The following is a 13,182-nucleotide window of genomic DNA, read 5'->3' on the forward strand; positions in this document are numbered from 1 at the left end:
TGTCAAGGAGACTCTGTCTCACGGTAGAGACGCTCAGGCCGCGTTGTGTGTGAGAGGCGTCTTCTCGGCAGAAAATCTCTGTTTTGGCAAAGGGCGATCGCCCCTTCCTCAAGGCGATCCCAGTCACCAGAGCTAGACTAGAAGCAGTCGCTCGTAGCGGTCAGTCACCCAACCTCTTTCGCCTTGACCCGGTCCGCCTTTTTGGCCCCACCGACTCTAGTGAAAAGGCCCCGATTGGCGAACCGTCGGTATGCTCAGCGCTAGGGTGGTCCCATCACCGATGGGTTGTCGATTGTTAGGATGCCTGCAGCAATGCTTTTCGCCTCTTTTGTTGGAGGATCGAAGCAGCGTTGGCGAGCAGTGACTGAGATTGCTAACTCTCTGAATTTATCGGGCAAACGATAGGCAAGTCATGATCAAACGTTTCCAATCCAAGCGGTGGATGAACCAACTGTTTCGACGCAGTGCAAACACGACCGGCGCGATCGCCCTCGGTTGGCTCATACTCCAGGGAAGTCTGGCAGGGTTGCCTGCGTTTGCGCAAAAAGAAAGCGAAAGCCTCACCTACAGCGAGCTGCTGAGCAAAATCGACGCCGGCGAAGTCTCTAGCATTGAGCTCGATCCGACTCAGCGGATTGCCAAAGTGCGTCTCAAAAGCCAGGGCAGCAGCGAGCCGCCCCTGAGCGTGCCGGTCTTTGAGCAAAACCCCGAGCTAGTGCGGCGCGCCAACGACAACGCTAGTTTGCAGTTTGACATTCAGCCGTCCACCGACAGCAACGCCGTTGCGGGCCTGATCGCCAACCTGCTGCTGGTCTTTTTGCTGATCATCGGTTTGATGATGATTCTGCGCCGCTCCACCAATGCCTCCAACCAGGCGATGAACTTCGGCAAGTCGCGGGCTCGCTTCCAGATGGAGGCGAAAACCGGCGTCATGTTTGACGACGTGGCGGGCATCGAAGAGGCCAAAGAAGAGCTGCAAGAGGTCGTTTCTTTCCTCAAGAAGCCCGAGCGGTTTACGGCGATCGGGGCCAAGATTCCTCGGGGCGTGCTGCTGGTGGGGCCTCCCGGCACCGGCAAAACCCTGCTGGCCAAGGCGATCGCTGGCGAGGCAGGAGTGCCCTTCTTCAGCATTTCTGGCTCCGAATTTGTAGAAATGTTTGTGGGGGTCGGGGCTTCCCGCGTGCGGGACCTGTTCAAGAAGGCCAAGGAAAGCGCCCCTTGCATTGTCTTTATTGATGAAATTGACGCGGTGGGCCGCCAGCGGGGCGCGGGAATCGGCGGCGGAAACGATGAGCGGGAGCAAACCCTCAACCAGCTGCTGACGGAGATGGACGGCTTCGAGGGGAACGCCGGGGTGATTATTATTGCGGCCACCAACCGGCCAGACGTGCTGGACACGGCGCTGCTGCGACCGGGCCGCTTCGATCGCCAGGTAATCGTCGATCTGCCGGGCTACCAGGGCCGTTTGGGCATCCTGGAGGTCCACGCCCGCAACAAAAAGCTGTCGTCGGATGTGTCCCTAGAGGCGATCGCCCGCCGCACCCCCGGCTTCTCGGGGGCAGAGCTGGCTAACTTGCTCAATGAAGCCGCCATCCTCACCGCCCGCCGCCGCAAGGACGCGATTACGCCCCTAGAAGTCGACGACGCCATCGATCGGGTCACCATCGGCCTATCTCTGACGCCGCTCCTCGACAGCAAGAAAAAGCGGATCATTGCCTACCATGAGGTCGGCCACGCCCTGCTGATGACGCTGCTCGAAAAATCCGACATCCTCGACAAAGTCACGATCATTCCCCGCTCGGGCGGCATCGGCGGCTTCGCCAAGCCGGTTCCCAACGAGGACATCATCGACAGCGGCCTCTACAGCCGCTCCTGGCTCATGGACCGCATCACGGTTGCTCTGGGCGGACGGGCGATCGAGGAAGTGGTCTTTGGGGCCGAAGAAGTGACCCAGGGCGCCTCCTCGGACATCGAGTACGTGACGAACCTGGCCCGAGAAATGGTGACGCGCTACGGCATGTCAGATCTAGGTCCCTTTGCCCTCGAAAGCGGCAACAGCGAAGTTTTCCTGGGCCGCGACCTGATGACGCGATCGGAGTACTCCGAAGAAGTCGCCTCCAAGATCGACCAGCAGGTGCGCGCGATCGCCCTGCACTGCTACGACATTGCCCGCACCATCATGCGGGACAACCGCGCCCTGATTGACCAGCTGGTCGAAACGCTGCTGGACAAAGAGCTGATCGAAGGGGAAGAGTTCCGGGAAATCGTCGCCCGCTACACCGAGCTGCCGGCCAAGCAGCTCACCAGCACGAAGGGATAGCACCCCCGAAAGCCTCGATTGCCCGACTTGAGCAAACGCAAAACGCCTGCCCTGACTGAGTCAGCGGCAGGCGTTTTGCTTGAGACCTAGCGAATTTTTGAGCCGGGACGCTTTAGCGATCGCCCGCGATCTGGGTCAAGATCCAGGCCACAGCAGCAGGCAAATCGGCCGCAATGTGGTCCGGTCGGGTAGCGTGCTGATAGTCGCCCTGAAGAACGCGATCGCCGTAGCCCGTCTGGACCAAGATGCCTCGACAGCCTGCATTGTGGGCCAGATCCACATCCGTCGCCTTGTCCCCCACCATAAAGCTGCGGCCCAGGTCGAGGTCGTGCTCCCAGGCTGCCGCCACGAGCATCCCCGTATTGGGTTTGCGCCAGGTGCTCCAGTAGGTAAACGCGGTCGCCGTTCCGCCCTCGGGGGGGCTCAGGGTGGGGCAGTAGTACAGCGCATCCAGGTGAGCCGCAGCTTCCTGGACAAGAAGATCTCTTAGGCGATCGTGGAGGCGATCGACGTGGGACTGGGGGTAGTAGTCCCGCGCTGGCCCGGACTGATTGGAAACCAAGCAGCAAAAGAGGCCGCGATCGTTGAGCTGGCGTACTGCGCGGGCCGCCCCCGGCACCAAGTGGAGATCTTCGACTCGGTGCAGGTAGCCCGCCTCGACATTGAGCACGCCGTCTCGATCGAGAAAAACGGCCCGTCTAGCCACCCCAGACCCGCTTGAGCACGTCGTCGGGCGTGATGTCTGCGACCCGGTTGGTCGTCGACTGGAGCGCAATGATCTTGCTGCTCGTGGGCAGGAGCTTGGTGGAGTCCGTCGGCCCAAAGAGCGCAATGGTATAGGTTTGGACCGCCACTGCTAGATGCATCGGGCCGCTGTCGGTGCACAGCATCAGGTTGGCTCCGGCGATTAGGGCCGCGAGCTTGCCAATGTCGTCGGGCGTGGCGATTTTGACGTCGGCGTCAGCGGCGATCGCCTCCACGATTTCCCGATCCTCCGGTCCCTGAACCAGCACCACCGGCAGACCCGGCTGGCGCTGACGAAAGTCTCGGATAATGGACTTCCAGCTTTGAGCGGGGTAGGTCTTCTCGATGCCCTTGAGGCGCGAGAGGGCGCTCGCTCCGGGGTGAATCAATACATAGCCGCTTTCGTGGATGCCGAGGCGCTTTTGCTCGGCTTCGGCCCACTCGATATCTCGCTTGGGGACGCTGATGCGGGGGTCGGGACAGGGTCCACTGATGCCCAGACCGCTCAGCAAGTCGTGGTACTGGCTGGCAGCATACTGCTCAGTTTTCAGAGGCACCGGGTTGGTGAGGCACCAGGCCCCCGCACTGCCTGCGTAGCCTACCCGCGTCGGCACACCGGTGAGCCACAGCAGCACTCCGACGGCCCAACTACGACCGAGGGAGAGCACTGCATCATATTCGCGATCGCGGATGACGCCCAGCAAGTTTCCCCAGTCCGCTAAGCTATTGCTGCCTTTAAAGTCGAAGACAATCTCTTCGTTCACAAAGGGACACACCCGATAGGCAGCCTTTGCGCGGGGCTCTACAACGACATCAAGTTTTGCCTTAGGATAGGCCTGCTTGAGGCTATCAAGGGTCGGGAAAAACAGAATTTGGTCGCCAATCCCGCCAGGAACAAGGGCCAGTATGCGCATGGTTTGGTTGATCCAGCTTTCCAACCCCTTATTCTAAGGGAATGTATACCGAGAGAACAGGCAAATCCCAGGAGATAGAGGCCTAAACGGGCGATCGCCCCGGTTATTTTTCGCCTTCTGGGCCAGCAGGCTCTCCAAGCATCGTGGATCGTAGAAACGGGGGATTGTCGTGCACCTATTAATTCCAGCGGCGGGCGTGGGGCGGCGCATGGGGAGCGATCGCAACAAACTGCTGCTCACCCTCTTGGGAAAACCCATCCTGAGCTGGACGCTCCTGGCCGCCGAAGCCTCCCAGAGCATTAGCTGGATCGGGATCATCGGCCAGCCCGAGGACTACCCCGACTTCAAGGACATTTTGGCGGCGATCGCCCTCACCAAGCCGGTAGCGCTGATCCAGGGCGGCACCACGCGCCAGGGGTCGGTCTACAACGGGCTCAAAGGGCTGCCCGCCGACGCCGAGCGGGTGCTGATTCACGACGGGGCTCGCTGTCTGGCTACTCCCGAGCTATTCGATCGGTGCGCGGCGGCCCTGCTGGAGTGCTCTGGCCTGATCGCCGCCGTCCCGGTCAAGGACACGATCAAAGTCGTCGGCGACCAGCGAGAAATCATCGACACGCCCGATCGCAGCAACCTCTGGGCGGCCCAGACGCCCCAGGGCTTTGAGGTGAAGACCCTGCGCCAGTGCCACGACGAGGGCGATCGCCTGGGCTGGAGCGTCACCGACGACGCGGCCCTCTTTGAAAAATGCGGTCTGCCCGTGCACATTGTCGAGGGCGAGGAAACCAACCTCAAGGTCACGACTCCTGTGGATTTGGCGATCGCCGAGTTTATTTTGCGCCAGCGGAGCCAAAGCGCCCCTGCGTGAGGATTTCCCGACAACTCCCTTTTCCTAAATGGTTGTTATCCGAAAACCTGACCTAAGATTGTGAATAAATTTTCCAATCTGCGTCAGTCCTTCCTGGGCTCAGGAAGCTGATCTGTGCATTTCTTTTCCCAAGAGGTATTAATTCAGTGAGTCCAGAAACCCTCGTTCCCGCGTCTCTCGACGCCGCTGGCACCCCCTTCAGTACGGAAGCCTTTGACCAATTCGTCATGACCTCCTACGGTCGCTTCCCCCTGGCCCTCGTGCGAGGCGCCGGTAGCCGCGTGTGGGACAGCGAGGGCCGCGAATACCTGGACTTTGTCGCCGGGATTGCCACCTGTACCCTGGGCCACGCCCATCCCGCCATGGTGGAGGCGGTCACCCAGCAAATTCAGACCCTGCACCACGTTTCCAATCTCTACTACATCCCCGCCCAGGGGGAGCTGGCCCAGTGGCTGGTCGAGCACTCCTGCGCAGACCGGGTCTTTTTCTGCAACTCCGGCGCCGAGGCCAATGAAGGGGCGATCAAGCTGGCCCGGAAGTACGCCCACACCGTCCTGGGCATCCAGGACCCGGTGATCCTGACGGCCAACGCGAGCTTCCACGGCCGGACCCTGGCCACGATCACGGCGACGGGCCAGCCGAAGTACCAGCAGAATTTTTCGCCCTTGGTTCCTGGGTTCCACTACGTGCCCTACAACGACTTTGGGGCGCTGGAGGCGGCGATCGCCCAGATTGATCAGGCGGAGCGGCGCGTGGCGGCGATCCTCCTGGAGCCGCTCCAGGGCGAGGGCGGCGTCCGGCCCGGCGATCGCGAATATTTTCAGCGGGTCCGGCAGCTGTGCGACGAAAAGGGCATTTTGCTGATCCTCGATGAGGTGCAGGTGGGCATGGGCCGCACCGGCCACTACTGGGGCTACGAAGCCCTGGGCATCGAGCCGGACATTTTCACATCGGCCAAGGGCCTCGGCGGCGGGATTCCCATCGGCGCGACCCTGTGCAAGGCGTTCTGCGACGTTTTCAAGCCGGGGGATCACGCCAGCACCTTTGGCGGCAATCCCTTTGTGTGTGCGGTGGCCCTGTCCATTTGCCGCACCCTCGAGCAAGACAATCTGCTGGCCAACGTGCAGGCGCGGGGCGAGCAGCTCCGGGCGGGCTTGCGGGCGATCGCCGCTCAGCGTCCCGACCAGATCGCCGAAGTGCGGGGCTGGGGCCTGATCAATGGCCTGGAGCTGAAGGGTGATATCGAGCTGACGTCTCTGGACGTGGTGAAAGGGGCGATCGCCGAAGGGCTGCTGCTGGTGCCTGCCGGTCCCAAGGTGGTGCGCTTCGTGCCGCCGCTGATCGTCACGGCTGCCGAGATCGATCAGGCCCTAGAAATCCTGGAGCGCACCCTCGCCGCTCTCTAGGGGGATCTCCTCCAGCCCTCTCACAGGCGCTCTGGCGGAATTCTGGCTTCCGCCAGAGCCTGATGAATGTGATCCAGCAGTTCTCCCATCGACAGCGTGGGCGACAGAACTTCGCGGGCGATCCGGGCCAGCCGCTGCTCAAATTCGCTCTGGGGCTGGGGAGTGACCAGCGTGCCCTGGAGCCGGCGATCGAGCACCACCAACGGCGGGCGCTGGGGGAGTGCCTCTAGGGCCGCCAGGGTCTGGAGCATGGCGGGCTCAGACTCGCAGTCCCACAAAGACACCAGCAGCAGATCGACGCTGTGGTGCTGAATTTGATGCTGGACATCTTTCCAGGACTGTCCCACAACGCCGTGGAAGCCCGCCGTTTGCAGGTACTGCATGAGCATGGTCAGCCAGCCGCCCCAGCGATCGCGGCGATCGCCCTCGATCGCGGGCGACAAATCCGCAAAGGCCAAGCTGCTCAGCAGCATGATGCGAGGCCGCCAGTTCATGCCCGCCGCAATCTGGATCGCCTGAAAGAGCGAGGCCACTTCCAGCTTTTCGACAGCCTGATTGGGGGGAGCCTGCCCCGGCAGCAGGCACGGATACACCGCCAAATTCGGCATCTGACTGAGGATGTGGGTGGTTTCGGCGTCGAGAGTGACAAAAGGCAAACCCGCCAAGACCGTATAGTCCGGAATCAGCTTTAGCAAGGCCTCCGGCGCCTGAGTTTGGCAGTCAATGAGCACCACGTGGGGCTGCCAGACCCGCGCCACAAGCTCAGCCTGGTCGAGATCGTCCGCCTCTAGCAATCGGTAGTGATACAGATGGAGCAGCTGATTGAGGTCTTCGGCGATCGCCGACTCGTAGTGACTCTCTGGCGGTCCGCTGGGGGCCTTGAGCAGGCTGTCTTCTCGCAGGCAGAGCCGCAGGATCACCAAGTTGGTCCCAGGCTCTGAGAGCGGCGGCTCGGCGGTCTGGGTACGCAGCAGCAGCGTTTCTAGGGCGCCCACCTCGGCGGGCAGCGTCAAAAAGCCATCCGCTCGGCTGCGGCGAGCCTGATCTCGCTCGACCGGCGCGGCCATCACGATGACGGGAATATGCTGCGTGTCGGCGTCGCTCTTGAGCAGCGTCAGCACGTCCCAGCCCGACAGCATCGGCAGCACCGGATTGAGCAGGACCGCACAGGGCTGAAGCCGCCGCACTTTTTCGACGGCTTCGGTCCCCGCCCGGGCGATCGCCACGCAGTAGCCCAAGTTCAGCAGCTGACTGCGCAAGCCTTCGATCGCCGCAGGCACCGCCTCTACGAGCAGCACCAGGCGATTGGGGAGGGTCGGCAACACCATTGTCGGTCGCACCAGCCCCTCGGGAGCTGGCTTGGGCGGACTCGGCGGCAGCAGCAGCGTAAACTCGCTGCCCTCCCCTTCGCGGGACACAAAGGTAATGTCGCCGCCGTGCAGCCTCGCCAAGCGCTGGGTCAGCACCAGCCCCAAACCAATTCCCTCGAAGCGGCGCGTCAAGGGGTTTTCGAGCTGCTGGAATTTTTGAAAAATCAGGTGCTGCTTATTAGCGGGAATGCCAATGCCTTGGTCCCACACGGTGAAGGCCACCCAGCCTTCCCAGCGGCTCACGCTAAGGCCGATTTGGCCCTGAGGATCGGTGAACTTGAAGGCATTGGAGAGCAGGTTGAGCAGCATCTGGCGCAGCCGCATCTCGTCAGCCACCAAAAACTCTAGCCCCGGCTCGATACTCAGGGAAAAGGTGGCCAAAGCCGGCGGGGTCAAAGCAGGGGTGGACGCTTTTTCGGTCGCGCGATCGCCCGTGCCCTGGGGCGGACTGGCCGAGCATAGCTGTAGCGCTTGCTGATAGGCACGCTCGCACACCGTGGCGATCGCCACAGGCTCCGGCTGGAGCTCCAGCTGGCCCGTCTCGATCCGCGTCAAGTCCAGAATATCGTTCACGATATTCATCAGATGGCGGCCGCTCTGATAGATCAGCTGCGTGTAGTGAACCTGGCGCGCATTGAGATTGCCCAGGGTCTGCTCCTTGAGCAGGCCCGACAGGCCCAGCACCGCCGTCAGCGGCGTCCGCAGTTCATGGCTAATGCAGGCCAAAAACTCATCTTTGAGGCGATTGAGCTGAGCCAGGTCTGCATTTTTGGCAATCAGCTCCTGGGTAACCTGCTGATGCTCCGTCAAATCCTGGGCCACCACCAGCCACAAGGGCGATCGCCAGGCTAGGGGCGACCGAGTCTGAGCGTCTCGGGCCAGCGTCGCCACCGACGTCAATCCCTGGGCCAGCGCCTCCCAAGACCACAGCGGATCTTGGGCCAAACCTGCAATCCCATCGATCTGAGTAGGATCCGTGAGCTGCGAGGGGCGATCGCCCAGCATGGGCAGCAGATCTGGCGGAATCGACAGCGCAATGCGCGTAAACTGCCACGATCGCGCCTTCGGCGTCCCCGCCCCGCTCCCAGAGCCGTGCACCTGAGGGCCATAGCTCACCCCCAAGCGGCAATGGCCCACCGACTCCCACGGCGATCGCATCTCCTCTTCGAGGCAGCGCACCGGACCAATCGTCGATCGCCACGCGCAGTTTTGCAGCAGCACCGTCCCCGTTTGCTCCTGGAGCATCAGAGGCATCGGCAGCGCCTCCAGCAGTTCCTCCAGCAGCACCCAGGCAGCCGACGGCGATCGCCGCGCCCCCGCCAACAGCAAGCGATCGCGTCCAACAAAAGCCTCTCGCGTTTCCCGCGGCTCCCCCAGAGAGCTCGGCGCCCAGTGCTTCAGCAAAGCGTGGAGATCCAGCATCCCGCCATAGGTGCCATCCCCCTGGACCACCACCCAGAACTGCGACATCGCCGCCTGCAAGCGTCGACCCACATCCTCCACCAGCAAATCCGCCGAAAACACGCTCACCGGCAGCAGCTTGCCGCGATCGCGCAGCCACGGACCCACCAGCGCAGATCCCTGCTCTCGCAGCCCCACCCAAAGGTCCGCGCCCCCTTGGTCCACCATCATCGCCAGCACATCCGGCAGCCTCATCACCCCAAGCGGGAATCTCTGCTCATCCAGCAACACCAGGCAGTCAGACTGATCGCGCAGCATCAACTCCACAGCTGCCGAAAGCCTTTCGGTGTAGCCACAAGACGGCACAACTCTGCTAAAGTCTCGAAGGCGGAGCGCTGACATCAACGAAGCAACCCCTAACGGAAGAGCAAATCCACCAGTCTCAGTCACATCTCAAGGCGATCGCGCAACCAAAAGCCTCACCATTACCCCAGTGAAAGCACCAGCAGCCCTCAGTCCCCTGAGCCTGCATCCTTGCCCAAATCACCTACGCCCCAACGCTCCGGGACAGCACACTACCCAAAACTCTAAAATCGTCGCGCGACCATCACAGCCTCATTATTACCCCGACCGCAATATCCAAGGCTTCCTACAACAAATTTATTGATATTTGTCGCCTAACACCAAATTTCTCATCTTTAATTCAAAGCAGCTTCTGTCCCATCGGATTGATCTTGAGAAACCTCCAGAGACCTCAGTATTCCCAACTCTTCTCTCGATCCCCAAAATCCGCAGAAAAACCTAAAAAAATTATTAAAATTCCGCATCAAAACTAGTGCTTGATTCAAGTCACTAGCCCATAATCATGACTAGGAATGTGATTTTTGTCCCCCTCACCTCACCCCAGCCTTGAGTTCTCCCCTCGCAATTTGCACCTTTTTGCCCTCACCCGCCCTAGCCCAGGTTGTCCAAAACCATCTGAGCAGAGACTCCCATACCCCCAGCATTCATCACACTCCAGACGATCTTCGAGACTTCATCCTGCTCGAAAAGCAGCAAATTGATTGCTTAGTGCTCGAAGATCGTCCAGAAATTCGCTCCCTGTACGGATGGCTCTACGAAAATGCCATTGTCCTTCCCTGCGTCATCTTCATCACCAAAAACTCCACCAAGAAAGAAAGTCACCCCGACGAACCCATCGACTTCCCTTTTCCTCTGACCTCCCTGCCGACCTATCTCTACCACGCCGCCGAGATTCGCATCGGCCTTGACAAGGGCGACCAGATCCTCCACTACATCGACCAAGCGATCGGCCAGTTTCTCAAGCTCTCTCCCACCTACCAGGCGTCCGACCTCAACTCCCACGAGCCCACCAACAGCGCAGTGGCTCCTGTCTTTCTGTCCACCCAGCATCGACTCGCCGAAAAACTCAAAGAGCGATTGGGATATCTCGGTGTGTACTACAAGCGAGACTCGCGATACTTCCTTCGCCATCTCTCCCTGCAGGAAAAACAAGAACTGCTCGACAAGCTGCGGTTTACCTACCGGGAGATCATCTTGGGCTACTTCTCTCAAGATGACCAACTCAATCAAAAAATTGACGAATTCGTAAACCTCGCCTTCTTTTCAGATATTCCTGTTACACAAATCGTCGAAATCCACATGGATCTCATGGACGAATTTTCTAAGCAGCTAAAATTGGAGGGGCGCAGCGAGGACATCCTACTTGACTATCGCTTGACCCTGATTGATACAATTGCTCACCTGTGCGAGATGTACCGTCGCTCCATTCCCCGGGAGTCCTAAAAAACTTCGATATATAACCATCAGACATTTCTTTCATATTGTCCCCTTATGTGAACTCTCTTCTTTAACTCCTATGGGCTCTCTCAAAAAAACCTATGTTCTGAAACTTTATGTAGCGGGCAATACTCCCAACTCGGTTCGCGCCCTAAAAACCCTCAAGAATATCTTGGAAGAAGAATTTCAGGGAGTGTACGCACTGAAAGTGATCGACGTGCTAAAAAATCCCCAGCTCGCCGAAGAAGATAAGATACTTGCGACGCCAACCTTGGCCAAAATTCTGCCGCCGCCTGTTCGCAAGATCATTGGCGACCTCTCGGATCGAGATAGGGTTTTGATTGGCCTCGATTTACTTTATGAAGAACTACAGGAAGATGAAGCGGATATCTAAGGTTCTTGGCAGCTATTCCTGATTTCTCCTGTTGCAAACCCATGAAAATCAGTCTTTCATGGACTTCAACTTTCAAGCCGAATTCTAAAAAGATTTTACCTGTAGGAAGATGAGCGACAGCAATCAGCCGGAGCAACAGAAGGAACCCGTTCGCGTTGGTGTTCAAAAAATTCGTACTCTTATCGAAGGCTTTGACGACATCAGCCATGGCGGCCTGCCAATCGGACGGACAAGCCTTGTCAGCGGGACTTCCGGCACAGGAAAAACTCTGTTTGCAGTGCAGTTTCTCTACAACGGGATCGTGCACTTTGATGAGCCGGGTGTGTTCGTCACCTTTGAAGAATCACCCAGCGATATCATCAAAAACGCCCAGAGTTTTGGCTGGGATTTGCAGCGCTTAGTCAATGATGGCAAGCTGTTCATTCTGGATGCTTCCCCCGATCCTGAGGGTCAGGATGTGGTGGGCAATTTTGATTTGTCGGCGCTGATTGAACGCATTCAATATGCGATTCGAAAATACAAAGCAAAACGCGTTTCGATTGACTCGATTACGGCGGTTTTTCAGCAGTATGATGCTGCCTCGGTGGTGCGCCGAGAAATTTTCCGGCTGGTGGCTCGTCTGAAGCAGATTGGCGCAACTACGGTGATGACAACCGAGCGGATCGAGGAATACGGTCCGGTGGCTCGGTTTGGGGTGGAAGAGTTTGTCTCGGACAATGTGGTGATCGTGCGCAACGTGCTGGAGGGCGAGCGGCGGCGGCGAACGCTGGAGATCCTCAAGCTGCGCGGCACCACCCACATGAAGGGTGAGTTTCCCTTCACGATTACCAATGAGGGAATCAATATCTTCCCGCTGGGGGCGATGCGCCTGACGCAGCGATCGTCGAATGTCCGCGTCTCGTCGGGCGTGAAGACGATGGACGAGATGTGCGGCGGCGGCTTCTTCAAAGATTCGATTATTTTGGCGACGGGGGCAACGGGTACAGGCAAGACGCTGCTGGTCAGCAAGTTCTTGGAAAATGCCTGTATCAACGGCGAGAAGGCAATGCTGTTTGCCTATGAGGAGTCACGGGCGCAGCTGTTCCGCAATGCCTATTCGTGGGGCATTGATTTTGAGGAGATGGAGCGCAAGGGCCTGCTGAGAATCCTGTGTGCCTATCCGGAGTCAACGGGCCTCGAAGATCACTTGCAGATCATTAAGACGGAGATTGCCGAGTTTAAGCCGTCGCGGATTGCGATCGACTCGCTGTCGGCGATCGCCCGCGGCGTGAGCAACAACAGCTTCCGGCAGTTCGTGATCGGGGTGACGGGCTTCGCCAAGCAGGAGGAGATCACGGGCTTCTTCACCAACACGACGGACCAGTTTATGGGGTCCCACTCAATCACGGACTCCCATATTTCGACGATCACAGACACGATCTTGATGCTCCAGTACGTGGAGATTCGCGGCGAGATGTCTCGGGCGATCAACGTATTCAAGATGCGCGGATCCTGGCACGACAAGGGCATTCGCGAGTACACGATCAGCGAGAAGGGCCCCGAAATCAAGGATTCCTTCCGCAATTTCGAGCGGATTATCAGCGGTTCTCCCACTCGGGTGTCCGTGGACGAAAAGATGGAGCTCTCACGCATCGTCAAGAACGTCCAGGGCCGCTCCGACGAAGGCTAGAGACGCTTAGTCACCAGCGGGCGATCGCCCGCTGTTTGACCCAAGTTTTGGGCGATCGCCCTTCTAGGCAAGGGCTCAATAGCAAAACTCCCTGTTGAAGCGGGTTTTCAACAGGGAGTTTTACTTGAGATGCACTTAACGAGCATGGAGGGATTCGAACCCCCGACCCTCAGAACCGGAATCTGATGCTCTATCCACTGAGCTACATGCCCACACGCTCGCTTGATTATAGCACTGCCGACTCGGGCAGGTTCAATCGCAGCGGAATTCCATCATAGGGCATCGCGGCGAAATTGAGG

General features: G+C 59.1%; 9 protein-coding genes and 1 tRNA gene. 6 read left to right on the top strand and 4 right to left on the bottom strand.

Annotated features, from left to right (window positions below):
* Positions 1 to 442 precede the first annotated feature (442 nt).
* Positions 443 to 2,320, top strand: a complete 1,878-nt coding sequence (ftsH, locus tag GEI7407_RS16090; protein WP_041268495.1) for an ATP-dependent zinc metalloprotease FtsH — start codon at positions 443 to 445, stop codon at positions 2,318 to 2,320.
* 112 nt (positions 2,321 to 2,432) lie between these two features.
* On the opposite strand, the gene GEI7407_RS16095 is transcribed toward ftsH, so the two are convergent.
* Positions 2,433 to 3,026, bottom strand: a complete 594-nt coding sequence (locus GEI7407_RS16095) for an HAD-IIIA family hydrolase (RefSeq protein ID WP_015173265.1) — start codon at positions 3,024 to 3,026, stop codon at positions 2,433 to 2,435.
* A complete protein-coding gene (locus GEI7407_RS16100) occupies positions 3,019 to 3,978 on the bottom strand; it encodes a glycosyltransferase family 9 protein (RefSeq protein WP_015173266.1) in 960 nt (319 codons plus the stop codon). The genes GEI7407_RS16095 and GEI7407_RS16100 overlap by 8 nt, the downstream gene beginning before the upstream one ends.
* Before the next feature lie 169 nt (positions 3,979 to 4,147).
* Here GEI7407_RS16100 and ispD point away from each other — a divergent pair, with 169 nt between their 5' ends.
* The gene (ispD, locus tag GEI7407_RS16105; protein ID WP_015173267.1) at positions 4,148 to 4,843 is read left to right on the top strand and encodes a 2-C-methyl-D-erythritol 4-phosphate cytidylyltransferase; all 696 of its coding nucleotides are present in this window, start codon (positions 4,148 to 4,150) and stop codon (positions 4,841 to 4,843) included.
* A 146-nt stretch (positions 4,844 to 4,989) separates the two neighbouring features.
* Positions 4,990 to 6,249 carry an aspartate aminotransferase family protein gene (locus tag GEI7407_RS16110; RefSeq protein ID WP_015173268.1) on the top strand — a complete coding sequence of 420 codons (1,260 nt, stop codon included), beginning with the start codon at positions 4,990 to 4,992 and terminating at the stop codon, positions 6,247 to 6,249.
* Between the two features lie 20 nt (positions 6,250 to 6,269).
* Here GEI7407_RS16110 and GEI7407_RS16115 read toward each other — a convergent pair whose 3' ends face one another.
* The gene (locus GEI7407_RS16115; RefSeq protein WP_051030791.1) at positions 6,270 to 9,338 is read right to left on the bottom strand and encodes an ATP-binding protein; all 3,069 of its coding nucleotides are present in this window, start codon (positions 9,336 to 9,338) and stop codon (positions 6,270 to 6,272) included.
* Between the two features lie 591 nt (positions 9,339 to 9,929).
* Between GEI7407_RS16115 and GEI7407_RS16120 the strand changes: the two genes are divergently transcribed.
* From GEI7407_RS16120 to kaiC, 3 genes are all read left to right on the top strand, one after another.
* Positions 9,930 to 10,826 carry a circadian clock protein KaiA gene (locus GEI7407_RS16120; protein ID WP_015173270.1) on the top strand — a complete coding sequence of 299 codons (897 nt, stop codon included), beginning with the start codon at positions 9,930 to 9,932 and terminating at the stop codon, positions 10,824 to 10,826.
* 73 nt (positions 10,827 to 10,899) lie between these two features.
* Complete coding sequence (gene kaiB / locus GEI7407_RS16125) at positions 10,900 to 11,214, top strand: circadian clock protein KaiB (RefSeq protein ID WP_015173271.1); 315 nt, start codon at positions 10,900 to 10,902, stop codon at positions 11,212 to 11,214.
* Positions 11,215 to 11,323: 109 nt separating this feature from the next.
* Positions 11,324 to 12,883 carry a circadian clock protein KaiC gene (kaiC, locus tag GEI7407_RS16130; protein WP_015173272.1) on the top strand — a complete coding sequence of 520 codons (1,560 nt, stop codon included), beginning with the start codon at positions 11,324 to 11,326 and terminating at the stop codon, positions 12,881 to 12,883.
* Positions 12,884 to 13,022: 139 nt separating this feature from the next.
* Here the strand turns inward: kaiC and GEI7407_RS16135 are convergent.
* Positions 13,023 to 13,095 (bottom strand) — tRNA-Arg (locus GEI7407_RS16135).
* Positions 13,096 to 13,182: the final 87 nt, after the last annotated feature.

The organism is Geitlerinema sp. PCC 7407 (assembly GCF_000317045.1).
Taxonomy (GTDB): Bacteria; Cyanobacteriota; Cyanobacteriia; order PCC-7407; family PCC-7407; genus PCC-7407.